Below are 25,076 nucleotides of genomic sequence, written 5' to 3' on the forward strand. Positions count from 1 at the left end.
TCAGTGCCGCGCCGCGAGCTCGCCTCGGTGTCGCCACTCGAGGAGGGTTTTGAGGATGAGGGTGACGATGGCGAGGAGGGTGAGGAGCGACGCAACGGCGAAGGCGGCGACAAAGTCGTAGTCATTGTAAAGTGCCTCAACTTGCAGCGGCATGGTGTTGGTCTCGCCGCGAATGTGACCGGAAACGACGCTGACCGCTCCAAACTCCCCCATGGCCCGGGCGTTGCACAGCAGGACGCCGTAGAGAAGCCCGAAGCGGATATTGGGCAGGGTAACGCGCCAGAAGGTCTGCCAGCCCGATGCGCCCAACGTTAGCGCGGCTTCTTCGTCGGCGCGCCCCTGGCTGGCCATCAATGGAACGAGCTGGCGGGCGACGAACGGGAAGGTGACGAATAGGGTCGCGAGGACCAAACCGGGCAGCGCGAAGATGATCCGGATGTCATGCTCCTGGAGCCATGGGCCGAACCAGCCCTGCGCGCCGAACAGCAGCACGAACACCAAGCCCGATACGACTGGCGACACCGAAAAGGGCAGCTCGATCAGCGCAATCAGCGCGGCCTTCCCGCGAAAGTCGAACTTGGCGATGGCCCATGCCGCGGCGATCCCGAAGATTGTATTCAGCGGTACCGAAATGGCGGCGACGATCAGGGTCAGCTTGATCGATTCGCGCGCGTCGGTGTCGGTGACCGCGGACCACCAGGCGTTCCAGCCGCCGCGCAAGGCTTCGAACAGCACGGCGCCGAGCGGCAGGAGGAGCATCAGCGCGACATAGGCCACCGCGATGACGATCAGCGCTGCGCGCGCTGCCAGGGGTTCACGAAGGCCTGCGGCGCTCATGTGCCCCTCTTTTGTTGCCAATGCTGCAGCAGGTTCAGGAGGAACAGCACCGCGAAGGAGATAAGCAGCATGACGCAGGCAATCGCCGCTGCGCCGGCATAATTATATTCCTCGAGCTGGGTGATGATCAGTAACGGCGCGATCTCCGATTTGAACGGCACGTTGCCGGCAATGAAGATGACGGACCCATATTCGCCAGCGCCGCGCGCGAAGGCGAGCGCGAAACCGGTCGCCAGCGCCGGCGCGATGCCGGGGAGGATGACCCGGCCGAACGTCTGCAGGCGCGTCGCGCCAAGCGTCAGCGCGGCCTCCTCGATCTCGCTCGACGCATTGACCAGCACCGGCTCGACCGTGCGCACCACGAACGGCAGGCCGATGAAGGTCAGCGCGACGATGATTCCCGCGGGACGATAGGCGATCGGGACGCCGGCCGGCTCGAGGAAGCGCCCGATGATCCCGGTGTCGGCATAAAGCGCGGTCAGCGCGATCCCGGCGACCGCAGTCGGGAGCGCGAACGGCAGGTCGATGAAGGCGCTCAGCAATCGCCGTCCCGGGAACCGGTATCGCACCAGCACCCAGGCAACTAGCAGGCCGAAGACACAGTTGATCGACGCGGCGATGGCCGCCGCGCCGAACGATATCTTGTAAGCGGCCAGCGCTCGCGGGGACGCCGCTGCGTCCCAAAAGCCGTGCCAACCCTGGCTGCCGCTCTTCACGAAGACGGCAGCGAGCGGAATAAGCACAATTAGGGAGAGCCACAGGATCGTGATGCCGAGCGAGAGCCCTAGCCCGGGAAGGGGCGAACGGCCGCGCGCTCCGCGCGCGCCGAGCATGGCGACGTCAGCCATTGGTGCTGAGGCTATGGCCCTCTCTCCTCTCCGGCGCCCGCGAAGCGGCCGTCGCTGAAAAATGTTCCGCGTCGGTCGGACGCCGCGGCGCCGCGCCTTTGCAGCTTTTGGTGCAGTTCGGCAATCGATCGGCTCGCCGACCGGGTACACAGGCTCGGCAGGATGGCATGCAGCGCGCAGCAGATGCTGGCCCGAGCCAGGGTCGCTGAAATGCCGAGGGCAGCGCCCAGATGCTCGAAGTAGTTTTCGCCGGCGGCCGACAGGTGGCGTTTGCTGTGCTCGATCATGGCAGGTCCCTTGGCGAAGGATGCAACTGGCTTCGTGATGCCCAGCGAAAGGCCGAACCCGGGCGGCGGGGAGTGGCGCTCGCGACGGGCAATAACGCTGGGCATCACGAACTCTAAAAGTCGAGGTGGAGGCGGGTCGCGAAAGCGTCGCCTTTGGTTTTGGATCCGACCGGGTCGAGCGGCGTATTGTCACCGTCGAACCGAACCCAGTTGAACATCAGCTTGGCGTACGGATTGAAATACCAGTTGAGGCCGGCGGTGATGCTCGATGCCTCATTCTCCGCGCGCGCCAGGACCGGCGTATTCGACAGGTCGATATGGTCGTAGCGAAGGGCGACTTCGAACGCTCCCAGGCCTCCGTTCCCGACGTCCTTGAATGGCCGCACGCGGTCGAAGTTGCCGCTCTTGAACGGGCGCGTTTCGCCGGTCAGGAAATAGGACGCATAGCCGTAATAGCCGGTGAAACGCTCGTTGCTGGCGTTGAAGCGGTCGAGCCACAGGCGCCCTGCTTCGCCGGCGATAGTCAGCGGCCCGAAGACCCCCGCCGCTTCGACCCCGGCATAGCGCAGCGAGTGCGTGTTGGTGATGACGCCGCTGTCGGCGATGTTGCCGCCGTCGATGCGGATGTTGGGCCGGTCATTGAGGCGCACCGCGTCTGGCGTATCGCCCGACTTCAGGCGGTCGCGATAATAGCCCGAAATGCCGAGGTGGATGATCTTGCCCGTGTCGAACACCGGCTCCCACGTCGCGCGGCCGTTGACGCCCCAGCTTTCGCCGGGCGCCGCACCGCTGCCGCGGCTGATGCTCTCATTGTCGCCGAAGATGCCGCCGGCAATGTTGACATTCTCCTTGGGGGCATAGGCCGCGGAAATGCCGATGCGTCGCTCCGCTCCGGCATTGCCGAACGCGTTGGTGAACATGCCGCGTTCCAGGAACGTGTTGTAATTGTCGCTATTGTTGGACTCGAGCCCGAACGGCGCCTTGTGCTGGCCGATCGTGATCACCGTCTTCGGGATCTTGGTATACTGAAGATAGAGGTCGGTGATGTTCACTGCATTGCCGGCGAAGTCGACTTCGGCGCGATAGTTGAACCATTTGAACGCCGTGCCTTCGAAGCCGAGGCGGGCGCGGCGCAGCTGCGTGCCGTCGCTGTATTTGTAACCGCCTTCGCGCTCGCTGAAGACGCCGGCATCGACCTCGATCACGCCGCGCGGCTTGAACGTGAAGTCGCCCGCGGGGTCGGAGATGGTCGGCGCCCAGCCGAACTGCGCGTTCTTCGCCGCGCGGGTCTCGACTGTCTCCAGCCGTCCCTCGTTGAGCTCGCCCTGCTGCCGGAGCTCGGCGTTCTCGGTCTCCAGCTGGCTGATCCGCGCTTCGAGCGCATTCAGGCGGTCGAGCACGGGATCGCCCGTCGGTTTTGCCGCCGCCTGGGCTGGCGCTTCATCCGCCGGGACGAGGGTGTCCAGTCCCGAATCTTCCGCCTGGTCAGTCGTCGGCGGGCTGTCGCTGGCCTGGGCGAATGCCGGGGTTGCGAGGGCGAGCGTCGAGGCGCCCGCGAGAAGCAGGATACGCATGTGCTTGTTCCTTTTGCTTTAGCTGCCGGCGCCGGTCAGCGCTTGGCCGCCTCGAATTCCTGGTCGAACAATCCGCCGTCGTTGAAGTGCAACGCCTGCGCCTTGGTCCAGCCGCCGAAGTTCCGGTCGATCGTGAACAGGGGCAGGTTGCGGAACTGGCGCTTGTACTTGGCCGCGACCGCGGCGTTGCGCGGGCGGAAGTAATTGCGCGCGATGATCTCCTGCGCCTCCGGCGTGTAGAGATACTTGAGGTAAGCCTCGGCGGCCGCCCGCGTGCCCTTCTTGTCGACCACCTTGTCGACCACCGCGACCGGCGGTTCGGCGAGGATCGAGACCGAGGGCACGACGATGTCGAACTTGCCGCGGCCAAGCTTGTTGGTCGCGAGCAGCGCCTCGTTCTCCCACGCGATTAGCACGTCGCCCTGGCCGCGCTCGACGAAGGTCGTCGTCGCGCCGCGTGCGCCGCTGTCGAGCACCGGCACGTTGCGGAACAGCTTGGCCATGAACAGCTTCGCCTGCTGCGGCGAACCGTATTTCTTCTGGGCGTAGCCCCACGCCGCGAGATAGTTCCAGCGCGCGCCGCCACTGGTCTTCGGGTTGGGGGTGATGACCTTCACGCCCGGCCGAATCAGGTCGTCCCAATCCTTGATGTTCTTCGGATTGCCGTGCCGGACCAGCAGTACGATCGTCGAATAATAAGGCGTGCTGTTGTTGGGCAGCCGCTTCTGCCAGCCCGGGCTGATCAGCCCCTTCTTCGCAATCGCATCGACGTCATATCCGAGCGCCAAGGTGACGACGTCGGCCGGCAGCCCGTCGATCACCGCGCGGGCCTGCTTGCCCGACCCGCCATGGCTCTGCTTGACCGTGACCGACTGCTTGGTGCTGGCCTGCCAGCGCTTGGCGAAGGCGGCATCGACCTGCTGGTAGAGCTCGCGCGTCGGATCGTAGGATACGTTGAGCAATTCGGTGGCCGCGCTCGCTGCCGACGCGGCGAGGATCGTGCTGCCTGCAAGCACGGCTGCGATCCCGATCTTCGTCACAAACTTCATCGTCCGACTCCCTGTTTCAGTCGGCCTACGGCTAATCCCTAGTTCTCTAGTAGGGAATAGGAGATTAGCTCAACTCGTCGCAAATTCATGGCGACTGGACGACGCTTCATCGGGCTGCCGGGTCCACGCCGATTCGCGCTTTTGCGCCTTTTAGCCTACTTTACGCGCTCAACGGGGGCAGCACCGATGAGCACGAACGCCATACAACGCCGCAAATATGCGATCGCGGCCGCCGCAAGCTTTGCGCTGGTCGCTGGCGCCTACACGCTCGCGCGCTTCTATCCCGCGCTCGGGCCGGTCGCCGGCAGCATCACGCCACAGCTTTACGTCGACACTTTGCCCAACGCGCAGATCCCGCTCCGCGGCCGCTACGTGCTGGTCGATGCAGCTTCCGCGCGACTGTACATGATGGAGGACGGCCGAGTCCTCGATTCGATGAAGGTCATCGTCGGCAAGCCTGAGACTCCGACGCCGGAGCTTAAGAGCGTCATCAACTACGAGACGCTGAATCCTTACTGGCACGTCACCGGCGACCTCACCCGCACCCTGATCGCCGCGCGCGTCCTCCAGGACGGCAACAGCTACCTCACGCAGCGCGGCTATGAAGTGGTGTCGAAGTTCGGCGCGGGCGGAGAGGTCATCCCGCCCGACGCGGTCGACTGGAAGGCGGTCGCCGCAGGCCAGCAGGAAATCCTTGTCCGCCAGCAGCCCGGCCCCGCCAATTCGCTCGGGCGCTTCAAGTTCGACCTGCCCGACGGCGACGGCATCTACCTCCACGACACGCCGAAGAAGGAGCTGTTCGCGCAGGACCAGCGCAACCTCAGCCACGGCTGCGTCCGGCTCGAGCACGCGGAGAAGCTGGCGAAATGGCTGCTCGGCAAGGAACCGCCCGCCGCCGCCGCGCCCGAAGCGCATGTGCTCCTGCCGCAGCCGGTGCCGATCACCATCAGCTACCTCGACGCGCACGACCAGATGAAGCTGGCGTCGCTGTTCTAGCGGGACTAGCGTTCCGAATGTCGCACAGGGAGGTTCCCATGCTTGTCGCATTCCTTTTCATGTCGGTCCTGGCCCCACCAGCTGCCGCGCCCGCCGCCGCGCCGATGCCCGGCGCCACCCAAACGCCCGCCGCGGCAATGGACTATCTCGTCCGCACCCTGCCGAACGTAAAGACGTTCGACGCCTGGCAGAACGGATGGCGTGAGGCGCCGCTCGACCGCGCTAAGTTCAAGGACATGTGCGAGCTGAGGACCGGCGCTCCGTTCGTGAAGGTCTATTCCGATTTCGGCGACCATCATGATGCGCCGGCTCGGCAGAACTTCGTGCTCGATTTCTCCGGCGTCTCGGCGATCGGGCAGAACGGGACCCGCGTCGGTTACAAGGTCGCCGGAGAGCCGAACATCATCATGGGCTTTACCGCCAGGGATGAGGAGACCGCGCGCGGCATCGCCGTGGCGCTGGATACGATGCGCAAGGCGTGCACCGCCTGAGCCCGCTGCCGTTCCGGCGCGCCGCCGCCGCTGTCATCTGTCTCGCCCTCGCCGCCGCGAGCGTTCCTGCCCGCGCCGACGATCCGGTGAAGCCGCCGCTTCGCGGGCTCATCTCGATGGGCGCGTACAAGTTCGTGGGACAGGGCGGCGACCCGGTGAACACGCTCGACCAGCTGAACGCGAAGCCCGGCATCTTCGGCGGCATCGTCATCGTCGCCACGTGGCAGCAGCTACAGCCCACGCCGACCTCGACGCTCGCGGACGGCAACCCGATCGACCAGGCTTTGGCCGAGGTGCGCGCCTACAACGCTCAGAATCCCGCCAAGCCGCTCGGGGTGAAGCTCCGCATCTGGGGCGGCTTCGAAGCGCCCGACTGGGCCAAGCAGCTAGGCGGCCCGGCGATCGAGACGGTCCACAACGGCAAGGCGCGAACGATCGGCCGCTTCTGGAGCCCCGAGTATCGCCGCGCCTGGGCCAAGCTGCAGGCGATGCTCGCCGCCAAATATGACGACCGGCCGCTCATCCGCGAGGTCGCGATGACGGGCTGCATGTCCTACACCGCGGAGCCGTTCTTTCTCCCGACCAACGACGCGTCGGTCATGGGCCCGCTGCAGGCCGCGGGCTACAGCGACGCGGCGAACCGGGGGTGCCTGCAACAGGGCGTCGCCGACTATGCGCCGTGGAAGCGGACGCGCATCGTGCTTGCGGTGAACCCTTTCTACGGAACCGGCGGCGCGCCGATGGGCGACGCGCAGTTCACGATCGGCGTCATGCGCGCGTGCCGCCAGGCGATCGGCGCGCGCTGCGTGCTCGACAACCACGATCTCGACGCGACGCCGCCGCGGGCGGTGCTGCCGCTCTATGCGGAGATGACGAACCTCGGTCCGGAAATCGAATTCCAGACATTCCGTGAAAACCCGGCCGACTTCGAAGGGACGATTGCAAAAGGCGTCGCGCTGGGCGCCAGCTCGATCGAGCTGTGGCAGGATTATAACGGCTTTCCCGAAGTGCCCGATGCGACGCTCCAGCGCTGGGCCGCGATGCTCGAGCGCAATACCGGGCAGCCCAACTAGGGGCGGCCCGATCGACGTTACGTCATTTGCCCCGCGTCACCTACTTCCGCTCATACCCTAACGCAGTTGAACCCTGGACACAGCTCTCCAATATCGCGCGCCCGAACAGGAGGCTTTATGAAGTTCGTCAAATACGTGGAAGAAGGTGGGCGCCGCGTGGCCGTGGCTTCAGATCCCGGCAAGCTCCCAAAGGTGGGAAGGGGCTGGAAAGAGTTCGGCCCGATCGAGATTGAGGCAACCGATGGTCCGCGTATCGGCGCTGATTCAGCCGAGATCATCGCCGCTGTCGAAAGTGACGGCTACTTCATGCTCCCCGAAGGCGAGAAACAATAAGCTAATTCCTCGGCGCGGGCGGCGACAGGACCGTCAGCTTCGCCTTTCGGTCCCCTCTCAGCGCTCATTCGGTCGTCTTACCGTCCCATTCCTCGTGAATTGCCATCGCGTCCGCGCGCGAATTCTCGATCAGTCCGTCGAGATGCTCAGGAGGCGCATAGAGGGTGTAAAGCCGGAGGGGGCCAGCCCCCGTGTTGCGGACATTATGCCGCGCACCGGCGGGCACGATCACTGCGAAATTGTCGCTGACCGCATTTTCCGCGCCGTTGATGAAGACTGCGCCTTCGCCGTCCTCGATGCGGAAGAACTGGTCTCGGTCCTGATGCACTTCCTCGCCGATTTCCTCGCCGGCCTGAAGTGTCATCAACACGAGCTGGATATTTTTGCCGGTGTATAAGACGCGGCGAAAGGCATCGTTTTTGATCGTACGATTCTCGATATCCTCGCAATAACCCTTCACGGTTGCTGTCGTGGCTTTGCCTTTCGTTGCGTTGTGCCCGGCTAAGGTCCACTCGTCCTTCTCTGTCCCGGCATCGACTACCGTCCCCTGCTCATCGATGATTAGTTGTTCACGGTGCCCAGGTCCCTGCGTGTAGTCGAGCATAGACACGTATTTGCACCTGGCGTGCATGAATGCCGCCTCGCCTGCATCGGGAATCTGGAAGCCGGCCAGATTGGCATGGCGCTCCATCAGGAGTCGCCAAGCATCCTCTCGGCCTTTCGGATCAGAGATCTCGCTAACGTGAGCGCCGGCGTAAATGGCCTGTAGTTCTCCGAGCTCCTTTGGTTCCTCCGCGATAGCGATCGAGATGCGGTCGTCCTTCTCGATATTCGCGAGCTTCTGGCTCGCGCGAAAGATCAGAAAGTAGATGTCAAAGCCGCGGTTCGCGTAGCCGACGACCGTGGTTTGGGGCCATCCATCAGGTCGAACCGTCGAGATGGCCATGATTCGCCGGGAACTGAGAATTCTGATCGCTGGGTGTTCCACGCTCGCCTCCCGTCCGACTAGCGCATTGCCGCGCGGATTGACGCTAGACCTGATATAGCGATTGGCGGTCATGCACGCCACGATCAGGACGATTGCGTTCCTCACCCTTCTCACAGGGAATCTTGCTGCTGGGCAGCAAGTTGAAATCGGCCGAGGCTCGATAGTTTCAACGGTCACGGGGCTGAAGCCCGGTCAGTATGTCTGGGCGCCGCAAGTCGCACCGCAAGGCCCCATGCTATTAATCGTCAACCTGTCGACTCAGCGCGCACTGCTCTTCCGCAATGGCGTTCCAATCGGGGCATCGACCGTCTCGACGGGCAAACCGGGCCACACTACGCCCACTGGCATTTTCACAGTGCTCCAGAAGCAGGTCGAGCATTATTCATCGAAGTACGACAGCGCACCGATGCCCTATATGCAGCGATTGACGTGGTACGGTGTCGCGCTTCACGCGGGCAATCTGCCCGGATACCCGGCATCTCACGGCTGCATTCGGCTGCCGAAGGGTTTCGCAAAGCTGCTCTACGGCGAAACAAGCGTTGGAATGACAGTCGTAATCAGCCAAGGCCGAGCAACGCCTCGCCTGGCTCCTACGCCGCAGATCGTCGCCGACACAGTGAACGATCGAGCCAGCATCGACGGTGGCTTTGTCTGGAATCCAGAGAAGGCCCCGCAAGGGCCACTGTCTATTGTCGTTAGCGGCGCGGATAAGAAGGCCGTTGTGTTGCGCAATGGCGTGGAGATTGGCTCCGCGCCGGTAGTTATTGACCGGGCTGTCGACGGGACTTGGGCTTACACGCTTCGCGACGTCGATTCTGCTGGTCAGCACTGGATCTGGGTGCCGCTTCTTTCAACCAATGCTGCTGGCGATCCGGTCTCACACGATGAATGGGGCCAGTTTCACGCGCCTGAGGCATTCAAGCAGGAGGTGGCTTCGATCGTCCGGCCGGGCACAACGATTGTCGTAACGTCCGATTCTTTAGTGAGTGGCGCCCTCGCAGTGCCCGTCACTGTGATCGATGGGGACAGCAAGGCAAGGAAATAAGGGCCGCCCGTTTCCGAGCGGCCCTTCCTTGTTCTGAACTCGCTCAAAGTACCACTTTGAGCGAAAGTCTTTAGCCCAGCATTTCCTGCTCAAGCTTCTTGGCCATTTCCTCGATATTCTCGGGCGGCCAGCCGGGGATGTCCATGCCGAGGCGAAGGCCCATGCTCGCAAGCACTTCCTTGATCTCGTTCAGGCTCTTCCGGCCGAAGTTCGGCGTGCGGAGCATCTCGGCCTCGGTCTTCTGGACGAGGTCGCCGATGTAGATGATGTTATCGTTCTTCAGGCAGTTGGCGCTGCGCACCGAAAGCTCCAGCTCGTCGACCTTCTTGAGGAGGTAACGGTTGAGCTGGTTGGTGTCGGTCGCGACCTGCTCGGCGGCCATCGGCATCGCCTGGCCGATCATCGGCGACGGCGCCATGCGCACCTGGCTGTCGTCGAAGTGGACGAACAGCTGCAGCTGGTCCTGGAGGATCCGCGCGGCATAAGCGAGCGCGTCTTCAGGGGCGACGGTGCCGTCGGTCTCGATCGTCAGCGTGAGCTTGTCGTAATCGAGCTCCTGTCCGACGCGGGTGTTCTCGACCTTGTAGGCGACCTGGCGGACGGGCGAGTAAAGCGCGTCGACCGGAATGAGGCCGATCGGCGCGTCGGCCGGCCGGTTGGCGGCGGCCGGCTGGTAGCCTTTGCCGACATCGACCATCAGCTCCATGTTGAGGTTCGCGCCCTCGTCGAGGTGGCAGATCAAAAGGTCGGGGTTGGTGACCTCGATGTCGCCCGCGGTGGCGATCATGCCGGCCGTGACGTCGGCCGGGCCGGTGGCCGAAAGGTGGAGCCGCTTGGGCCCTTCGCCTTCCATCTTGAGCGCGATCTGCTTCACGTTGAGCACGATGTCGGTCACGTCCTCGCGGACGCCCGCTAGCGAAGAGAACTCATGAAGCACGCCGTCGATCTTGATCGAGGTGACGGCGGCGCCCTGGAGCGAGCTCAGCAGCACCCGGCGGAGCGAGTTGCCGAGCGTCATTCCGAAACCGCGCTCGAGCGGTTCGGCGACGAAGACGGCGCGGCGGCGCGAGTCGCTTCCACCGACCTTCTTCTCGAGGCTGTTGGGCTTCTTGAGTTCCTGCCAGTTCTTTGCGTTGACGGCCATGTTCATCCCTTGGCAGTGCGGGGTCGGTTCAACCCCTTGTTAAAACCTGTTTTTTCTAGCCTCGGCTGAAGTACCACTTCGGCCGAAACTGTTAGACGCCCGGTTAGACCCTGCGCCGCTTCGACGGCCGGACCCCGTTGTGCGGGATCGGCGTCACGTCGCGGATCGAGGTGATCGTAAAGCCGACCGCCTGGAGGGCGCGGAGCGCGCTTTCGCGGCCCGAGCCGGGGCCCTTGACCTCGACCTCGAGGGTGCGGACGCCATGTTCCGCGGCCTTCTTGCCGGCATCCTCGGCGGCGACCTGGGCGGCATAAGGCGTCGACTTGCGGCTGCCCTTGAAGCCCATCATCCCGGCCGAGCTCCAGGCAATCGCATTGCCCTGCGCGTCGGTGATCGTGATCATCGTATTGTTGAAGCTGGCGTTCACATGGGCGACGCCGGCGGTGATGTTCTTGCGTTCGCGCCTGCGGAGGCGCTGCGGTGCTTGAGCCATTGGTTCGTCCTAAATCCTAAATCCGTATCTCCCGGCGGTGCCGGGCAGCTGGGCGAAGAAGCGGTTACTTCTTCTTGCCGGCGATCGGCTTGGCCTTGCCCTTGCGGGTGCGCGCATTGGTGTGCGTGCGCTGGCCGCGCACCGGCAGGCCCCGGCGGTGGCGGAGGCCACGATAGCAGGCGAGGTCCATCAGCCGCTTGATGTTCATCGACGTCTCGCGGCGAAGGTCGCCCTCGACCTGGTGGTCGCGGTCGATTTCCTCGCGGATGTGGAGAACTTCCTGGTCGGTCAGGTCCTGGACACGCTTTTCCGGCGCGATGCCGAGCTTCTGCGTGATCTGCTTGGCCGTGGTGCGGCCGATTCCGTGGATGTAGGTCAGCGCGATTTCCACGCGCTTGTTGGTGGGGATGTTGACCCCGGCGATACGAGCCATTCTTTACCCTTCTTCAGCTCCACAGGGCGAAATGCCCTATCTCGTCGCTAGCACCCCGGAAAAAACGAAAAACCGACGCGCGCACGGATGCGCCGCCGGAAACCGGTTGATCGGGATAGAATGCAGATAGGAATGCGGAGGCACTGAGTCAAGCGACCCTTGACCTTTGCTTTGCACCCGGGCGTTCACACGCGCGTGCAGGAAAAGCGGATACACCAGATCTTCGTCGTCAGCGTGCTTTTCAAGGGCATCCACGCGCTGATCGAAATCGCCGGCGGACTCGCGCTCTACCTCACCAGCACCGCGACCATCCTCGGCTGGATCAACACTTTCAGCCAGGGCGAGCTGACCGAGGACCCGAACGACTGGGTCGCGCTCCAGGTGCTGAAGTTCGGCCGCCACTTCTCGGTCGAGGAGCACCATTTCTACGCCTTCTACCTCCTCAGCCACGGCGTGATCAAAAGCGTGCTGGTGATCGGCCTGCTGCGCCAAAAGCTGTGGGCCTATCCGGCAAGCTTCGCGGTGTTCGGCGGCTTCATCGCCTACCAGCTCTACCGCTTCACCTTCACCCACGACGTCGGCCTCATCCTGCTGTCGATCTTCGACGCCTTCGTGATCTATCTCGCGGTCCACGAGTACCGGCTGTTGCGGAAACACCTGCCCACCCACTAAGCGCAAAGCCCATGCAGCGCCTGATCCTCGCCGACGGCATTCCCGACGACTTGAAGGGAAGCATCGTCGCGCTCGGCAATTTCGACGGCTTCCACCTCGGCCACCAGGCGGTGGTGAGCAGGGCCATCGCGCGCGGCTTCCATGAGCGGCGCCCCGTGATCGTGGCGACCTTCGACCCGCACCCGGTCACCCACTTCAAGCCCGACCTTCCGCCGTTCCGGCTGACCACGCTCGACCAGCGGCAGGCGCTGTTCGCGCATGCTGGCGCGGACGCAATGCTGGTGTTCGAATTCAACGCCAGCCTCGCCTCGATGGACGCCGACGTGTTTGTCGCCCAGGTCCTCGCGGGCGACATCGATGCGGCCGGCGTCGTCACCGGCGACGATTTCAGCTTCGGCAAGGGCCGCACCGGCGACGTCGCCTTGCTCAAGAGCCTCGGCGAGCGTCAGGGCGTCATCGCCGAAGCGGTGCCGCAGGTCCTGCTCGAGGGCGAGCGGATCTCCTCGGGCCGGATCCGCGACGCGCTCATCGCCGGCGACATCGCCACCGCGACCCACATGCTCTCCCGCGATTACGCGATTTCCGGCGTCGTCCAGCGCGGCGACGCACGTGGCCGCGACCTCGGCTATCCCACCGCCAACGTCGACCTCGCCGATTACCAGCGGCCCAAGTACGGCATCTACGCCGTGCGCGTGACCCTGGATGACGGCAGCGAGCATCCCGGCGTCGCCAGCCTCGGCGTCCGCCCGACCTTCTCGCCCCCGCAGGAGCTGCTCGAGGCCCATATCTTCGACTTCGACGGCAACCTTTACGGCCGGCAGGTGGAGATCGCGCTCCACGCTTACATCCGCGAAGAAAAGAAGTTCGACAGCCTCGACGCGCTTACCGCCGCCATGCGCGACGACGAAGCCAAGGCGCGCCAGATTCTCGCCTAGCGGTTTGCATCGCGCGAACCGACCGCTAGAGCCGCGGCGCAATGTCTGAAGCCGATACGCCTACCAAGCCCGATTACCGATCGACCGTGTTCCTGCCCAAGACCGACTTTCCGATGAAAGCCGGGCTTCCGCAGAAGGAGCCGGCGATCCTTGCCCGCTGGGTGGAACAGGACCTGTACGGCCAGGTCCGCAAGGCGCGTGCCGGGCGCGAGAAGTTCATCGCCCACGACGGCCCGCCCTACGCCAATGGCGACATCCACATCGGCCATGCGCTCAACAAGACGCTGAAGGACATGGTCGTCCGCAGCCAGACCCTGCTCGGCAAGGACGCGCCCTACGTGCCTGGCTGGGACTGCCATGGGCTCCCGATCGAGTGGAAGGTCGAGGAGCAGTATCGCAAGAAGAAGCTCAACAAGGACGAGGTCCCGATCAAGGAGTTTCGCGCCGAGTGCCGCGCTTATGCGCAGCATTGGGTCGGCGTTCAGCGCGAGCAGATGAAGCGCTTGGGCACGCTTGCCGACTGGGACAATCCGTACCTGACGATGGACTATTCGTCAGAGGCGACAATCGTCTCCGAATTGTTCAAGTTCGCCGAGAGCGGCCAGCTCTATCGCGGCGCCAAGCCGGTTATGTGGTCGCCGGTCGAGAAGACCGCGCTGGCCGAGGCCGAGATCGAATATGAAGACATCGTCTCAACCCAGATCGATGTCGCGTTCGAGATTGTCGAGAGCCCGATCCCGGAACTGGTCGGCGCTTATGCGGTGATCTGGACGACGACGCCGTGGACGATCCCGGTCAATCAAGGCGTCGCTTATGGGCCAGAGGTCGAATATGTTTTGGTTCATTACGGCGACCGCAGATATCTCGTCGCCGAAGACCTCTGTTACGCCCTTTCGCTCCGCACTGGAGTCAATGAAAGCGGCACTGCGGCACCAGCCAGTGGCGCGACAAAGGTAACGATCTACAAGGGCTCCGATCTCGCCGGCACGATCGCCCGCCACCCGATGCACAAGCTCGGCGGGTTCTTCGCCAAGCCGCGTCCGTTCCTGCCCGGCGATTTCGTCACCACCGACCAGGGCACGGGCCTCGTCCACATGGCGCCCGACCACGGCGAGGACGATTTCGAGCTTTGCCGCGCCAACGGGATCGACCCGGTGTTCGCGGTCGATGCAGGTGGATTCTACCGCGACGACTGGGCCTGGCTGCCGGGCGGCGGAAGCGTCATCAACGCCAAGTTCAACGCGCCCGATGGACCGATCTGCAATGACCTGCGCGACGTCGGCGCCTTGCTCGCCGCCTCCGCCGACTTCCAGCACAGCTACCCGCACAGCTGGCGCTCGAAAGCCAAGGTCATCTACCGCTGCACCCCGCAATGGTTCATCGCCATGGACCAGCCCCTGCCCGCCTGGCACTGCGAGAGCTTCGCCGAGCAGCGCTGGGACAATGAGGGCGGCGCGATCGAAGCGACGCCAACGCTTCGCCAGCTGGCGATGAGGGCCATCGCCGATACGCGCTTCGTCCCCGAGAAGAGCCGCAACCGCCTCGCCGCGATGGTCGAGGGCCGGCCTGACTGGGTCATCAGCCGCCAGCGTGCCTGGGGCGTGCCCATCGCGGTGTTCGTCGAAAAGAAGACGCAGAAGCTGCTGGTCGACCATGAGGTGAACCAGCGCATCGCCGATGCGATCAGGAGCGAGGGCGTCGACGCCTGGAGCGAGGAAAATGCCGGGCGCTTCCTCGGCAACCGCAATCCCGACGATTACGAGATGGTCACCGACATCCTGGATGTCTGGTTCGACAGTGGCTCAACCCACGCCTTCGTGCTCGAAAGCGGGCGCTGGCCGGAAGAGCATTGGCCGGCCGACATCTATGTCGAAGGGTCGGACCAGCACCGCGGCTGGTTCCAGTCCTCGCTGCTCGAAAGCTGCGGCACGCGCGGCCGCGCGCCGTTCAACGCACTGCTGACCCACGGCTTCTCGATGGACTCCAAGGGCATGAAGATGTCCAAGAGCCTCGGCAACACCGTCAACCCGCTGGACCTGATGCGCGATTACGGCGCGGACATCCTCCGGCTGTGGGCGCTGAGCGTCGACTTCACCGAGGATCACCGTATCGGGAAGGAGATCCTCGCCGGGGTCGCCGACCAGTATCGCAAGCTCCGCAACACCTTCCGCTACCTCTTGGGCGCGCTCGACGGATTCAGCGATGAGGAGCGGCTCGACGACGTCGCCCAATATCCCGAGCTCGACCGCTACATGCTCCATGTGACGTCGGAGCTCGACAAGACGCTCCGCCGCGCGCTCGATGAATTCGACTTCAACCATTACGTCCGCGCGTTGACCGACTTCGCCAACGAGGACCTTTCGGCCTTCTATTTCGATATCCGCAAGGACAGCCTCTATTGCGACGCGCCGGGCGCGCTGAAGCGCCGCGCCTACCGCACCGTGCTCGACACCCTGTTCCACGCATTGGTACGCTGGCTCGCGCCCGTCCTCGTCTTCACGACCGAGGAAGTGTGGGGAACGCGCTTCCCCGACGCCGGGTCGGTCCATCTCCTCGACTGGCCGGAGATCCCGCCGGTCGATGCCGACGACAGGAAGTGGGCCGAGCTTCGAGCGCTTCGCGCCCAGGTCACCGAGGCGATCGAGCCGCTTCGCCGCGACAAGGTCGTCGGGTCGAGCCTGGAAGCTGAGGTCTCGGTCCCGAGCAAGGAGGACCCCGCGCTCCTCGCCGAGTTGTTCATCACATCGACAGTTCATTCAGGCGAAGAGATCAAGGTGACAAAGACGGGGAACCACAAATGCGGCCGCTGCTGGCGTCACCTTCCGGACGTGAAGGCCGACGGTGAGCTCGACGCGCGCTGCGCCGAGGTGGTCAATGGCTGAGCGCCGCTTCGGCTTCCTCATCGCGTTGCTGGTGTTTGCGCTCGACCAGCTGTCGAAATGGTACGTGACCGGCCCGCTCAACATCAACCAGCTCGGCGACCAGCTTTACCTGCTGCCGATCTTCAACTTCACCTACACCGAGAACCAAGGGATTTCGCTGGGGCTGCTCAACGCGACCAACCCCATCGGCCGCTGGATGCTGGTCGCGCTGACCAGCGCCATCGCCGTCGGCGTTGCCGTGTGGCTGGGCAAGGAAAAGAACCGGATCGATCAGGTCGCGCTCGGGATGGTGCTCGGCGGCGCGCTAGGCAATATCCTCGATCGCGTCCGCCACGGCTTCGTGACCGATTTCCTGGACCTGCATTTCGGCGAGTTCCGCCCCTTTTTAATCTTCAATGTAGGCGATGCGGCGATTAGCATCGCGGTCGTGATCCTGTTGCTGCGTGCGTTCGTCACTCGTAAGGACGACGCGAAAGGCCCCGGGCCTGAGGAGACTATCGAACATGCGTAAGAGCCTTACCGCGCTGGTTCTCGTGGCGTTTGTCGCAACCAGCGGTTGTGCCGCGCTGCGTGGCCGCAAGAACCCCAATGCGGAATTCACCGTCGCGCGCAGCGCGCCGCTGGTCGTCCCGCCGGACTTCAACCTTGCCCCGCCGGTCACTGGCACGAACGGCCTGTCGCCCGCCGACGCGCAGCAGCAGGCGATCGACACCTTGTTCGGCGGCCCTGCCCCGCGCAGCCTCGGCGAAATGAGCCTGCTCGACCAGGCCAACCGCGACATGGCCGCCGTCGGCATTCGCTCGACCGTATGGGATCCGGATACGCGGATCGTCGACAAGGGTGCGACGACCTTGACCATCCTTTCCGCCCAGCCGACCAATACCAACGTCGCCTCCGCGCAAACCGGACAGTAAAAAGACAAACGGGGATACGAACTTTTAAAAATGGCCGAATCCAACCTTTCCGGACGCCTCGTCGAAATTGAATCGATGCTCGACCGGTCCCGCCGCCGGTTTGAAGAAGGAACGCGACTGGTCGAGGAGGCGCACAAGCTCCTCGGCGATATCCAGCAGGCGATCATCGGGTCGCCCCGCAGCGTTTCGCCCGAAGACAGCGAGGAAGCGGCGTCGAAGCTGCTCGCCAGCCTCAAGGCGACTGGCGGCGACATGCCGGAAACGCTTTGCGGCGGCCGCCTGTCAGTCGACCAGGTCCAGCGCCTGATCCGCATCGACGGCCATCCGATCGGCATTACCGAGATGGAATATCGCGTGCTCGAGCTGCTCGCCTTCGCGCGCAACAATGTCGTCACCCGGGCGATGCTGCTGAAGCACCTCTACCGGCGTTCGGACGACCAGCCGCAGCCCAAGATCATCGACGTGTTCATCTCGAAGCTCCGTAAGAAGCTTCGCAATGCGAGCGGCGGCGCGGAGTTCATCGAGACCATCCCGCAGCGCGGCTGGATCCTTCGCGACATCGACGCCAACCAGGGCGCCTGACGTTTACTAATCCTTAGCCGTACCCGGTTACGCCGGGTTCATGCTTCACTTGCTTCCCGAGTCTCAGCCGCAGTCTCGCCCCTTGGCCTATGCCGAGGCGGTGTCGCGGCTGGCCAGCGTCCGCCATGCGATGCGGCTGGTCGAGCCGTTCGGTTCAGGCCCCGCGTCCGACTTCAACCAGGACGGTGAGATCGCCAGCGCCTGGGATGACGCAGGTGAAGGCAAGCAGCGCCATTTCGACCGCCGTTCGGGCGCGCTTGTTGGCGCCGCCGCCGCCGGCCTCGAAGCCTTGGTGATCGAACGCCAGGAAGGCCGCGAACCCAACGCCGAAGCGACGCAGGCGATGGTCGACCAGATCCGCCGCGAGCTTCAGGACGTCGCCGGCATCATCCTCGCTTAAGCGGGGCCGACAGCTTTGGGCGTCGCCGGGTCGGCGCCCCACTCGCTCCAGCTGCCATCGTAAAGCTTGTGGCCGTCGCCGCCGATGAGGTGCGCGGCAAAGATCAATATCGCTGCAGTGACGCCCGACCCGCAGCTTGCGGCGAAGGGCTTGGACGGGTCGAGGCCCGCGGCCGCAAACTCAGCCCGGAGGTCTTCCGGCGACTTGAACGTCCCGTCCTCGCGATAAAGCTGCCCGAACGGCAGGTTGCGCGAACCCGGGATGTGGCCGCCGGCAAGGCCCAATCGGGGCTCCGGCTCGGTCGCTTCGAACCGGCCCCTGCCGCGAGCATCGGCAATCGCGCAGCCGACACCTTCGACAAGCTGCTCCTTGGTGACGACGTCCGCCCGCTCGGCCGCGGTGAACCCCGCGCCGCGAGGCGCAACGTTCCCGCTCTCGGTCGGCCGCCCTTCCGCCAGCCACTTCTGCATGCCACCGTCGAGCACCGCCACGTTGCGCGCGCCGAAGTGCCGCAAGGTGAACCAGCCGCGCGAAGCGGTCCGCGTCGGGCTATTGTCGTAAACGACGATGCGGTCGTCGCTGCCGATGCCTAATGCCTCCATGGCGGAGGCGAACTCGGCCGCGTTCGGCAGCATATGCGGTGCGGGGTTGGAGCGGTCGCTGACCTCGTCGATGTCGAGGAAGCGCGCGCCCGGAATATGCGCCTCCAAATATTCATCGCGGCCGCTGCGCCCGCTCGACGGCATGAACCAGGTGCAATCGACCACCGTGACCTCCTCAAGGTGGCGGGCCAGCCAGTCGGTCGAAACGAGCGATTCCATTCGGCGACGATAGGCTACAAAAGGACGCGATGATCAAGCTTCACGAAGGCTGGCTGGAGCGGCTCCGCGATGAGTTCGACCAGCCTTACATGGCCGATCTCAAAGCCTTCCTGCTGGCTGAAAAAGATCAGGGAAAACACATCTTCCCAAAGGGTTGCGACTGGTTCAAAGCCCTCGACCTGACGCCGCCCGACAAGGTCAAGGTCGTGATCCTGGGGCAAGACCCGTACCATGGCCCCGGCCAGGCGCACGGCCTCTGCTTCTCGGTGCCGAACGGAGTCGATCCGCCGCCGAGTCTCAGGAACATATATAAGGAACTAGAATCTGACCTTGGCATCGCGCGGCCGAGCCACGGCTTCCTCGAACATTGGTCGAAGCAGGGCGTGCTGCTCTTGAACAGCGTGCTGACGGTCGAGATGGGCCAGGCCGCCTCGCATCGGGAAAAAGGGTGGGAGCGCTTCACCGACACGATCATCCGCGAGGTGAACGCGCTCGATCATCCGGTAGTGTTCATGCTGTGGGGCAGCTACGCCCAGAAGAAGGCCGCCTTCGTTGATAGCTCCAAGCACCTCGTGCTGAAGGCCCCGCACCCCTCCCCATTGTCGGCGCACAGCGGCTTCTTCGGCTGCAAACATTTCTCCAAGGCCAACGCCTTCCTGCAGAGCGAGGGCATCGCCCCCATCGACTGGGCGCTTCCGGAACCCTAAGAGCCCGCGCGATGGACACGCAGCACCTCGGCAAGGCCAGCGCGCTTCCCGCATCGCCAGACGCGGCGACGCTCGACTATGTGCCGAACCCGCGAGCCGGGACGCTTTACCTTGTGCGCTTCGCCGCGCCCGAATTCACCTCGCTGTGCCCGGTCACCGGCCAGCCCGACTTCGCGCACCTCGTTATCGACTATGCGCCGGCCGAGACGATCGTCGAGAGCAAGAGCCTCAAGCTGTTTCTGGGGTCGTTCCGCAACCATTGCGGCTTTCACGAGGACGTGACGGTCGGCATCGGGCAGCGCCTTGCCGAGGAAATGAAGCCCAAATGGCTTCGCATCGGCGGCTATTGGTATCCGCGCGGCGGGATCCCGATTGACGTCTTCTGGCAGTCGTCATCGCCGCCCGAAGGATTGTGGCTGCCCGACCAGGGCGTCGCACCTTACCGTGGCCGGGGATAGAATCGCGGTCCTTGGCGCCGGCTCTGTCGGCTGCTTCATCGGCGGGGCTTGGGCCGCCGCCGGCCTTCCGGTCAGCTTCATCGGTCGCCCGAGGATCGCGCACGATGTGCGCGATCATGGGCTGACCCTTACCGACTATTCGGGCTGGCGTTTTGAGCTTCGCGACGTCGATTACGCCTGCGTCCCCGCCGCGCTTGCGGACGCCGACATCATTCTGGTTTGCGTGAAGAGCGGCGCAACCCGCGACGCAGCCCGGGAGATCGCCGAGCACGCGCGAGACGGGGCTCTCGTCATCAGCTTCCAGAACGGCATCAGCAATTACGACATTCTCGAAGCCGAGCTTGGCAGCCGCTTTCGCATCGTGCGCGGCATGGTCCGCTTCAACATCGCCTATCTTGGCGATGGCCATTTCCACAAAGGCGTGTCCGGCGATTTGTGGGTCGAGGATCGCCCAGAAACGCGGGCGTTGGCCGGACGCGTCAGGGGCACGCCGGCTTCCCTGAAACTGTCGCGCGACATGCTCGGCCTCGCCTGGGGCAAGCTGCTCATCAACCTCAACAATGCCGTCAGCGCCTTGTCGGGCCGGACGTTGGTCGAAGAGCTGAAGGTGCGCGATTATCGGCGCGTCGTTTCCGCCGCGCAGCGGGAGGCGTTAGGTCTTCTCCGTCGGGGCGGTATCCGGCCGGCGAAGGTCGGCCCGTCGCCGCCGCGCATGCTGCCATGGGTGATGAGGGCGCCCGACTGGCTGTTCAACCACCTGTTCCTGAAGGCCTGGCATATCGACGCCAAGGCCAGATCGTCGATGGCGGACGATCTCGCCGTCGGGCGAAAGACCGAGGTCGATTATATCAACGGCGAGCTCGTTCGGCTGGCCGAGCGGCTGGGCGGCGATGCGCCGGTCAACAGCGCGATCGTCCGCCTGATCCGTCTCGCCGAAGTTGACCCCAAGCCATGGCCACCGGCCCTGCTCCGGCGCGAGGTGCTCGGCCGCTAGAAGGACCCCATCAAAATACTACTTTGATGGGTACCCTAGCGGTAGGTCGCTTCGTCCGCGATCCCGGCGTCGCTTGGAGCGGGCGCATCCGAAGCCTTGCCCTTGGTCCAGAAATAGAGCGCGCCAATGGCTGCCGAAAATACGACGACGCTGACCAGCATCACTGCCGAATAGGGCTCGACCAGGCCGAAAACGTTGGCGCTGTCGGCGGACCCGGCCTTTTCCGCGCCGGCTACCGCGAAGGCATAAACCACGCCCATCAGGCTCTCGCCGACGATTAGGCCTGTCGCCATCAGCACGCCCATGCGCTCGGCGAACGCGGGGCTCTTCGATTGCATTGCCCAACGATTGTAGAACCAGCCGAGGACCGCGCCGAACGGGATAAGCAAGTCTGCTTCGAGCGGCAGGTAAATGCCCATTCCGATCGCGAGCGGCGGCAGGTGCAGGCGCTTGCCCGAGCTGCGCTTGAGCACCTCGTCGACAATTACGGCGACGACACCAATGATCGCCCCTTCGCGGATCATCGGCCAATCGAGGTTACCACCGAGCACGCCCTGGGCGATGGTCGAGATGATCGCCGCCTGCGGCGCCGCCAGCGCGCTTTCCTTGGCGCCGGGCGCACCCTGGAAGGTGAAAGCGGTATTCATGAGGTCGAGGATCGGCGGAATGACCAGCGCGCCGAACACCACGCCAAGAACCAGCGCGACCTGCTGGCGCCACGGCGTAGCTTCGACCAGCTGGCCGGTCTTCAGGTCCTGGAGATTGTTGTTCGAGATCGTCGCGACGCCGAAGATGATGGCGGTGACGAACAGGGCAAAGGCAACCAGCGCCTTGGTCGCGTCGCCGCTAGCATGCGGGAACAGCGCTGCGAGGATCAGCGCGATGCCAAGCACGGACAGAATGCCGACGCCCGAGATCGGGCTGTTCGACGCGCCGATGAGGCCCGCCATATATCCGCACACCGCGGCAATCACGACGCCGGCGATTAGCGTGTAGATGATGCTGAGAACGATCGTCACCGTCGGCTCGGAGGCGATCGGCGCGGTGTTGCCAAAAGCATAGAGCAGAAGTCCGATCGGGATCATCGACAGGAGGATGACCGCGGTGACGATGCCGATCGGAATGTCGCGCTCGGTCAGCGGCAACTCCGCGGCCCGCCCGGCCTTACGCTCGCGGCTGGCAATGAGCGCCGAGCGGATGCCCGCAACGATCGGCCCAATGATCTTGAGCAGCGTCCAGATCGCCGCGACACCGATCGTGCCCGCGCCGACCATGCGCGCTTTCTGGCGGAAGGCGGCACTGACCAAGGTTTCGAGGTCGGGCGCCGCGATCTGGGAAACGAAGGCGACATCCTGCGTCCAGTGGGGGACGATGAACACCCAGGTAATCAACATGCCGACGACCATTGCCATGCCGACGGCAACGCCGACGAGGTGGCCGACGCCGATCAGCGCCATCGACAAGCTTGCCGAAATCGCCGAGCCGCCGGTACCGACCTTGAATACCTTGCCTGCGGTGTCGGTCAGCAGTCGGGTCTTGGCGATGATGAAATAGGCCGCGGAAACGAGCGTGGAGCCCGCGATCAGCACCAGGCCACGCCGATTCTCTTCCGCGCCTCCTACTCCGCTTCCAACTTTCAGGACCTCAGCGGCAGCGACGCCTTCGGGGTATGGCAGGTCGGTCCCGGTAACCAGCGCGCGCCTCAGCGGCACCGAATACATGACGCCCAATATGCCGCCGATGCCGATCACCGCGACCGACAGCCAATAAGGGAAGCCGGTCCACCAGCCGACCATGATCAGGCCGGGAAGGACGAAGATGATCGCGGACAGCGTCCCTGCCGCCGATGCGATCGTCTGGACGATGTTGTTTTCCTGGATCGTCGCATCGCGGAACGCTTTCAGCACGGCCATGGAGATGACCGCGGCCGGAATTGAGGTCGCGAAGGTGATGCCGATCTTGAGCCCGAGATAGACGTTGGCGGCGGTGAACACGACGGTGATCAATGCGCCGAGGATGATCCCTCGGATCGTCAGTTCCTTGATCTCGCCACCGCTTCGCGCGACTTGGTCCCGAGCCATCTATTCCCCTTTCAAATTTGGACAATCACCGGGCGGTGCCGGCGTGGAGTGGCGGCGAACAGCCTGCCATCGGCCATCGTCCTTGACCCACACGTCGGTGAGCAGGACGCAATCTTCGATCACGCGGCCAAGATATTTCAGCCGCCAGCGGGCATGGACCGTGCCGATCATCACGTCGCCGACGGTCGTGGCGTCGCGGACTTCCAGCTGGATGTTGTCGACCTCGCGCCGCTGGATCGCGTCGAGCCAATCGTCGCGATGCATCTGGAACGGACCGCTCGAGCGCGTGCCGATGAGCACGAAATCTTCGTGCACCAGCGACCGAAGGCGCTCCATGTCCTTGCTGCACAGCGCATCGCGCCACTCGTGCTCAAGGCCCTCGATTACTGCACAGGATTTATCGGACACGCTTCCCCTCTGGCCCCTCTTTACGGCTCGGCGCGAAGAAAGCGAATCTCCGCGTCATATCGATCCAGCACCAGCACGTTGCCGTCCAATTTGAGCTGCTCCTCCCGGAATGCAGCATGGCCCAAGTCGTTGGGTTTGAAGCGTAGCGAGAGTTTGTGACCGGTCGTGCTTTTGACCTTCAGGGGCTCGCCGGGAATGTCGAACATCGGCACGATCGGAAACACCGAGGTCACCCCGCAATTGGGCAGGTGCACCTTCCCCTTCTCGTCGGCCTGGAGGAAGTGCAGCTCCTTGGGCGATCCCTCGTAGGTCACCAGAACGTCGGGCGGCGAGCTCCAGCTGAACCGGCCCCAGTCGACCGAGAGCGACAACGTGCATTTTGCAGCGGGCGTGTCGCGGATGACTTCGAACGTCGGTTCATTGGGCATCGGCTTGGTCGTTAGCCGCACGACCTTGCCGTCGAAGGTCCAGTCGCCCTCGCTCTCTTCATCGATGGCGCCATACGCGAGCTGGTAGCGGAAGTGCCCGTTCTTCTGCAGCTCGAGCGCCGCGCCCACTTCCATTTGCTGGCTTTGATAAAGCCCGGCGACGTCGGCCGCAGCCGGCGCACCAGCAAGCAAAACGGTCACGAATAGCATGGCACCGCGATCCCCCAACGACTCCGGCCCGCCTCATAACAACAATTCCTCTCGTGTCGGAGTCGCGCGTCGTTTAGGAAGGTCCCGTCCTGGAGCGTGTCGGTAAAGGGGATTGAACATGTCGGACGGTAAGCGGTCAGAAGAGGTCGACGTCACCAAGGAATGGCGTGCAACGCACGATCAGAAGGGCACCGCCACGCGCCTCCGCCTGTTTGCGGCCTTGGCCTGGGTCGTTGCGATCGGCGGCGAGATCGCCGGCATCGTCATGCTGCGCCAGCACAAGTTCGACCACGGAAACTTGCCGCTGCTGATCGGCATCCTGGTCGGAATCGCGATCTTCGCGATCGCCGGCAGCCTGATGTGGAAGGCCGCCAACAAGCAGGACCCGGCCCGTCAGTCCGATACCGCCCGCTTCTTTTTCCAGAACCAGCTGGGCGCGATCATCACCGTGATCGCATTCCTGCCGCTCATTGTCCTGATCTTCATGGACAAGGACATGGACCCCAAGAACAAGAAGATCGCCGGCGGCATTGGCCTCGTCTTAGCGGCCGCCGCGACCTTCATCGGGATCGACTTCAACCCGCCGTCGGTCGAGCAATACACGCAGGACATGAACAAGTGCGCGGCCGAGATCAAAGCTGGCCAACTGACGAAAGACTGCTCGCCGGAAGTGGCCGAGCAGGCCAAAGCCATCGCCGAGGATTCCGCGACGGTAGCCGAGGCGACGAAGAGCGCCGCCAATCCGAACGGCCTTGATGTCGTCTATTGGATCGCGCCTGAGAACGGTGCCAAGAAGTCAGCGACGCCGCACGTCTTCCACATCTGCCAGGGCGTGAGTCCGCTGCGCGGCAAGAGCGTGAATCAGGGCTCGGTGACGCAGGCTTATTCGGAGAATGCGACCCGGATCACCAAGCAGATCCCGATGGAACAGAAGCAGTGCGGCTTTGCCGGCGCCACGCCGGCCGAAGCCACGACTAACGCCGCCGGATAAGG

Annotated in this window: 29 protein-coding genes; 16 read left to right on the plus strand and 13 right to left on the minus strand. The window is 64.1% G+C overall.

Features of this window, described 5'->3' with window-relative positions:
- The 5 genes from cysW to AC4K8G_RS06140 all read right to left on the minus strand — a co-directional run bounded on the left by cysW (position 1) and on the right by AC4K8G_RS06140 (position 4,595).
- Positions 1–837 carry a sulfate ABC transporter permease subunit CysW gene (gene cysW, locus AC4K8G_RS06120; RefSeq protein ID WP_491733278.1) on the minus strand — a complete coding sequence of 279 codons (837 nt, stop codon included), beginning with the start codon at positions 835–837 and terminating at the stop codon, positions 1–3.
- Positions 834–1,685: a sulfate ABC transporter permease subunit CysT gene (cysT, locus tag AC4K8G_RS06125; protein ID WP_491733279.1), complete on the minus strand. Its 852-nt coding sequence runs from the start codon at positions 1,683–1,685 to the stop codon at positions 834–836. The genes cysW and cysT overlap by 4 nt, the downstream gene beginning before the upstream one ends.
- A gap of 11 nt (positions 1,686–1,696) precedes the next feature.
- Positions 1,697–1,972: a DUF6356 family protein gene (locus AC4K8G_RS06130; RefSeq protein ID WP_491733280.1), complete on the minus strand. Its 276-nt coding sequence runs from the start codon at positions 1,970–1,972 to the stop codon at positions 1,697–1,699.
- A 113-nt stretch (positions 1,973–2,085) separates the two neighbouring features.
- Entirely contained in the window at positions 2,086–3,546 is a 1,461-nt protein-coding gene (locus AC4K8G_RS06135) for a porin (RefSeq protein WP_491733281.1), read from the minus strand.
- Between the two features lie 35 nt (positions 3,547–3,581).
- Positions 3,582–4,595, minus strand: coding sequence for a sulfate ABC transporter substrate-binding protein (locus tag AC4K8G_RS06140; RefSeq protein WP_491733282.1), 1,014 nt, complete (start codon positions 4,593–4,595; stop codon positions 3,582–3,584).
- Between the two features lie 186 nt (positions 4,596–4,781).
- On the opposite strand from AC4K8G_RS06140, the gene AC4K8G_RS06145 reads away from it, so the two are divergent.
- The 4 genes from AC4K8G_RS06145 to AC4K8G_RS06160 all read left to right on the plus strand — a co-directional run bounded on the left by AC4K8G_RS06145 (position 4,782) and on the right by AC4K8G_RS06160 (position 7,488).
- Positions 4,782–5,591, plus strand: coding sequence for a L,D-transpeptidase family protein (locus tag AC4K8G_RS06145; protein ID WP_491733283.1), 810 nt, complete (start codon positions 4,782–4,784; stop codon positions 5,589–5,591).
- 38 nt (positions 5,592–5,629) lie between these two features.
- Entirely contained in the window at positions 5,630–6,082 is a 453-nt protein-coding gene (locus AC4K8G_RS06150) for a hypothetical protein (RefSeq protein ID WP_491733284.1), read from the plus strand.
- A complete protein-coding gene (locus tag AC4K8G_RS06155) occupies positions 6,070–7,155 on the plus strand; it encodes a hypothetical protein (protein ID WP_491733285.1) in 1,086 nt (361 codons plus the stop codon). Before AC4K8G_RS06150 ends, AC4K8G_RS06155 begins: the two co-directional genes overlap by 13 nt.
- Positions 7,156–7,272: 117 nt before the next feature.
- A complete protein-coding gene (locus tag AC4K8G_RS06160) occupies positions 7,273–7,488 on the plus strand; it encodes a hypothetical protein (RefSeq protein WP_491733286.1) in 216 nt (71 codons plus the stop codon).
- 64 nt (positions 7,489–7,552) lie between these two features.
- On the opposite strand, the gene AC4K8G_RS06165 is transcribed toward AC4K8G_RS06160, so the two are convergent.
- The gene (locus AC4K8G_RS06165) at positions 7,553–8,548 is read right to left on the minus strand and encodes a cupin domain-containing protein (protein ID WP_491733287.1); all 996 of its coding nucleotides are present in this window, start codon (positions 8,546–8,548) and stop codon (positions 7,553–7,555) included.
- On the opposite strand from AC4K8G_RS06165, the gene AC4K8G_RS06170 reads away from it, so the two are divergent.
- Positions 8,547–9,521: a L,D-transpeptidase gene (locus tag AC4K8G_RS06170; RefSeq protein WP_491733288.1), complete on the plus strand. Its 975-nt coding sequence runs from the start codon at positions 8,547–8,549 to the stop codon at positions 9,519–9,521. The genes AC4K8G_RS06165 and AC4K8G_RS06170 overlap by 2 nt on opposite strands.
- Positions 9,522–9,591: 70 nt before the next feature.
- Here the strand turns inward: AC4K8G_RS06170 and AC4K8G_RS06175 are convergent, their stop codons facing one another.
- The 3 genes from AC4K8G_RS06175 to rpsM form a co-directional block, all read right to left on the minus strand.
- The gene (locus AC4K8G_RS06175) at positions 9,592–10,665 is read right to left on the minus strand and encodes a DNA-directed RNA polymerase subunit alpha (protein ID WP_491733289.1); all 1,074 of its coding nucleotides are present in this window, start codon (positions 10,663–10,665) and stop codon (positions 9,592–9,594) included.
- Positions 10,666–10,768: 103 nt separating this feature from the next.
- Positions 10,769–11,158 carry a 30S ribosomal protein S11 gene (rpsK, locus tag AC4K8G_RS06180; RefSeq protein WP_241447108.1) on the minus strand — a complete coding sequence of 130 codons (390 nt, stop codon included), beginning with the start codon at positions 11,156–11,158 and terminating at the stop codon, positions 10,769–10,771.
- Positions 11,159–11,222: 64 nt separating this feature from the next.
- Positions 11,223–11,591 (minus strand): 30S ribosomal protein S13, encoded by a 369-nt coding sequence (gene rpsM, locus AC4K8G_RS06185; protein WP_491733290.1) that lies wholly within the window; start codon positions 11,589–11,591, stop codon positions 11,223–11,225.
- Positions 11,592–11,750: 159 nt separating this feature from the next.
- Between rpsM and AC4K8G_RS06190 the strand changes: the two genes are divergently transcribed.
- Genes AC4K8G_RS06190 through AC4K8G_RS06220 form a run of 7 tightly spaced genes read left to right on the plus strand, consistent with a single transcriptional unit; the run spans position 11,751 to position 17,976 of the window.
- Positions 11,751–12,263, plus strand: a complete 513-nt coding sequence (locus AC4K8G_RS06190) for a DUF2127 domain-containing protein (protein WP_491733291.1) — start codon at positions 11,751–11,753, stop codon at positions 12,261–12,263.
- A gap of 11 nt (positions 12,264–12,274) precedes the next feature.
- Positions 12,275–13,198: a bifunctional riboflavin kinase/FAD synthetase gene (locus AC4K8G_RS06195; protein WP_491733292.1), complete on the plus strand. Its 924-nt coding sequence runs from the start codon at positions 12,275–12,277 to the stop codon at positions 13,196–13,198.
- 41 nt (positions 13,199–13,239) lie between these two features.
- Positions 13,240–16,080 carry an isoleucine--tRNA ligase gene (gene ileS, locus AC4K8G_RS06200; RefSeq protein ID WP_491733293.1) on the plus strand — a complete coding sequence of 947 codons (2,841 nt, stop codon included), beginning with the start codon at positions 13,240–13,242 and terminating at the stop codon, positions 16,078–16,080.
- Positions 16,073–16,591 (plus strand): signal peptidase II, encoded by a 519-nt coding sequence (gene lspA, locus AC4K8G_RS06205; RefSeq protein ID WP_491733294.1) that lies wholly within the window; start codon positions 16,073–16,075, stop codon positions 16,589–16,591. The genes ileS and lspA overlap by 8 nt, the downstream gene beginning before the upstream one ends.
- The gene (locus AC4K8G_RS06210) at positions 16,584–16,994 is read left to right on the plus strand and encodes a DUF3035 domain-containing protein (RefSeq protein WP_491733295.1); all 411 of its coding nucleotides are present in this window, start codon (positions 16,584–16,586) and stop codon (positions 16,992–16,994) included. The genes lspA and AC4K8G_RS06210 overlap by 8 nt, the downstream gene beginning before the upstream one ends.
- 30 nt (positions 16,995–17,024) lie before the next feature.
- Positions 17,025–17,576 carry a winged helix-turn-helix domain-containing protein gene (locus AC4K8G_RS06215; RefSeq protein WP_491733296.1) on the plus strand — a complete coding sequence of 184 codons (552 nt, stop codon included), beginning with the start codon at positions 17,025–17,027 and terminating at the stop codon, positions 17,574–17,576.
- Positions 17,577–17,616: 40 nt separating this feature from the next.
- On the plus strand, positions 17,617–17,976 hold the full coding sequence (locus AC4K8G_RS06220) for a hypothetical protein (protein WP_491733297.1): 360 nt from the start codon (positions 17,617–17,619) through the stop codon (positions 17,974–17,976).
- On the opposite strand, the gene AC4K8G_RS06225 is transcribed toward AC4K8G_RS06220, so the two are convergent.
- Complete coding sequence (locus AC4K8G_RS06225) at positions 17,973–18,797, minus strand: sulfurtransferase (protein WP_491733298.1); 825 nt, start codon at positions 18,795–18,797, stop codon at positions 17,973–17,975. The two genes, AC4K8G_RS06220 and AC4K8G_RS06225, sit on opposite strands and share 4 nt — an antisense overlap.
- Before the next feature lie 29 nt (positions 18,798–18,826).
- On the opposite strand from AC4K8G_RS06225, the gene ung reads away from it, so the two are divergent.
- Genes ung through AC4K8G_RS06240 form a run of 3 tightly spaced genes read left to right on the plus strand, consistent with a single transcriptional unit; the run spans position 18,827 to position 20,956 of the window.
- Positions 18,827–19,504, plus strand: a complete 678-nt coding sequence (ung, locus tag AC4K8G_RS06230; RefSeq protein ID WP_491733299.1) for a uracil-DNA glycosylase — start codon at positions 18,827–18,829, stop codon at positions 19,502–19,504.
- Positions 19,505–19,515: 11 nt separating this feature from the next.
- Positions 19,516–19,962, plus strand: a complete 447-nt coding sequence (gene queF, locus AC4K8G_RS06235) for a preQ(1) synthase (protein ID WP_491733300.1) — start codon at positions 19,516–19,518, stop codon at positions 19,960–19,962.
- Positions 19,949–20,956 (plus strand): 2-dehydropantoate 2-reductase, encoded by a 1,008-nt coding sequence (locus AC4K8G_RS06240; protein WP_491733301.1) that lies wholly within the window; start codon positions 19,949–19,951, stop codon positions 20,954–20,956. Before queF ends, AC4K8G_RS06240 begins: the two co-directional genes overlap by 14 nt.
- 35 nt (positions 20,957–20,991) lie before the next feature.
- Here AC4K8G_RS06240 and AC4K8G_RS06245 read toward each other — a convergent pair whose 3' ends face one another.
- Genes AC4K8G_RS06245 through AC4K8G_RS06255 form a run of 3 tightly spaced genes read right to left on the minus strand, consistent with a single transcriptional unit; the run spans position 20,992 to position 24,083 of the window.
- The gene (locus AC4K8G_RS06245) at positions 20,992–23,037 is read right to left on the minus strand and encodes an OPT family oligopeptide transporter (protein WP_491733302.1); all 2,046 of its coding nucleotides are present in this window, start codon (positions 23,035–23,037) and stop codon (positions 20,992–20,994) included.
- Positions 23,038–23,445 (minus strand): nuclear transport factor 2 family protein, encoded by a 408-nt coding sequence (locus AC4K8G_RS06250; RefSeq protein ID WP_491733303.1) that lies wholly within the window; start codon positions 23,443–23,445, stop codon positions 23,038–23,040.
- 20 nt (positions 23,446–23,465) lie between these two features.
- Complete coding sequence (locus tag AC4K8G_RS06255) at positions 23,466–24,083, minus strand: hypothetical protein (RefSeq protein ID WP_491733304.1); 618 nt, start codon at positions 24,081–24,083, stop codon at positions 23,466–23,468.
- Between the two features lie 118 nt (positions 24,084–24,201).
- Between AC4K8G_RS06255 and AC4K8G_RS06260 the strand changes: the two genes are divergently transcribed.
- Entirely contained in the window at positions 24,202–25,074 is an 873-nt protein-coding gene (locus AC4K8G_RS06260; protein ID WP_491733305.1) for a hypothetical protein, read from the plus strand.
- Positions 25,075–25,076 lie beyond the last annotated feature (2 nt).

The organism is Sphingomonas sp. SP3 (genome assembly GCF_058514305.1).

What these genes read in the sequence shown, in the direction of transcription:
- rpsK (WP_241447108.1), bottom strand. Translation starts at nt 11,158, where the DNA reads ATGGCTCAAGCACCGCAGCGCCTCCGCAGGCGCGAACGCAAGAACATC.
- AC4K8G_RS06145 (WP_491733283.1), top strand. Translation starts at nt 4,782, where the DNA reads ATGAGCACGAACGCCATACAACGCCGCAAATATGCGATCGCGGCCGCC.
- AC4K8G_RS06160 (WP_491733286.1), top strand. Translation starts at nt 7,273, where the DNA reads ATGAAGTTCGTCAAATACGTGGAAGAAGGTGGGCGCCGCGTGGCCGTG.
- rpsM (WP_491733290.1), bottom strand. Translation starts at nt 11,591, where the DNA reads ATGGCTCGTATCGCCGGGGTCAACATCCCCACCAACAAGCGCGTGGAA.
- AC4K8G_RS06215 (WP_491733296.1), top strand. Translation starts at nt 17,025, where the DNA reads ATGGCCGAATCCAACCTTTCCGGACGCCTCGTCGAAATTGAATCGATG.
- AC4K8G_RS06135 (WP_491733281.1), bottom strand. Translation starts at nt 3,546, where the DNA reads ATGCGTATCCTGCTTCTCGCGGGCGCCTCGACGCTCGCCCTCGCAACC.
- AC4K8G_RS06130 (WP_491733280.1), bottom strand. Translation starts at nt 1,972, where the DNA reads ATGATCGAGCACAGCAAACGCCACCTGTCGGCCGCCGGCGAAAACTAC.
- AC4K8G_RS06195 (WP_491733292.1), top strand. Translation starts at nt 12,275, where the DNA reads ATGCAGCGCCTGATCCTCGCCGACGGCATTCCCGACGACTTGAAGGGA.
- AC4K8G_RS06175 (WP_491733289.1), bottom strand. Translation starts at nt 10,665, where the DNA reads ATGGCCGTCAACGCAAAGAACTGGCAGGAACTCAAGAAGCCCAACAGC.
- ung (WP_491733299.1), top strand. Translation starts at nt 18,827, where the DNA reads ATGATCAAGCTTCACGAAGGCTGGCTGGAGCGGCTCCGCGATGAGTTC.
- ileS (WP_491733293.1), top strand. Translation starts at nt 13,240, where the DNA reads ATGTCTGAAGCCGATACGCCTACCAAGCCCGATTACCGATCGACCGTG.
- AC4K8G_RS06170 (WP_491733288.1), top strand. Translation starts at nt 8,547, where the DNA reads ATGCACGCCACGATCAGGACGATTGCGTTCCTCACCCTTCTCACAGGG.
- AC4K8G_RS06210 (WP_491733295.1), top strand. Translation starts at nt 16,584, where the DNA reads ATGCGTAAGAGCCTTACCGCGCTGGTTCTCGTGGCGTTTGTCGCAACC.
- cysT (WP_491733279.1), bottom strand. Translation starts at nt 1,685, where the DNA reads ATGGCTGACGTCGCCATGCTCGGCGCGCGCGGAGCGCGCGGCCGTTCG.
- AC4K8G_RS06140 (WP_491733282.1), bottom strand. Translation starts at nt 4,595, where the DNA reads ATGAAGTTTGTGACGAAGATCGGGATCGCAGCCGTGCTTGCAGGCAGC.
- cysW (WP_491733278.1), bottom strand. Translation starts at nt 837, where the DNA reads ATGAGCGCCGCAGGCCTTCGTGAACCCCTGGCAGCGCGCGCAGCGCTG.
- AC4K8G_RS06245 (WP_491733302.1), bottom strand. Translation starts at nt 23,037, where the DNA reads ATGGCTCGGGACCAAGTCGCGCGAAGCGGTGGCGAGATCAAGGAACTG.
- queF (WP_491733300.1), top strand. Translation starts at nt 19,516, where the DNA reads ATGGACACGCAGCACCTCGGCAAGGCCAGCGCGCTTCCCGCATCGCCA.
- AC4K8G_RS06220 (WP_491733297.1), top strand. Translation starts at nt 17,617, where the DNA reads ATGCTTCACTTGCTTCCCGAGTCTCAGCCGCAGTCTCGCCCCTTGGCC.
- AC4K8G_RS06165 (WP_491733287.1), bottom strand. Translation starts at nt 8,548, where the DNA reads ATGACCGCCAATCGCTATATCAGGTCTAGCGTCAATCCGCGCGGCAAT.
- AC4K8G_RS06150 (WP_491733284.1), top strand. Translation starts at nt 5,630, where the DNA reads ATGCTTGTCGCATTCCTTTTCATGTCGGTCCTGGCCCCACCAGCTGCC.
- AC4K8G_RS06260 (WP_491733305.1), top strand. Translation starts at nt 24,202, where the DNA reads ATGTCGGACGGTAAGCGGTCAGAAGAGGTCGACGTCACCAAGGAATGG.
- AC4K8G_RS06255 (WP_491733304.1), bottom strand. Translation starts at nt 24,083, where the DNA reads ATGCTATTCGTGACCGTTTTGCTTGCTGGTGCGCCGGCTGCGGCCGAC.
- lspA (WP_491733294.1), top strand. Translation starts at nt 16,073, where the DNA reads ATGGCTGAGCGCCGCTTCGGCTTCCTCATCGCGTTGCTGGTGTTTGCG.
- AC4K8G_RS06225 (WP_491733298.1), bottom strand. Translation starts at nt 18,797, where the DNA reads ATGGAATCGCTCGTTTCGACCGACTGGCTGGCCCGCCACCTTGAGGAG.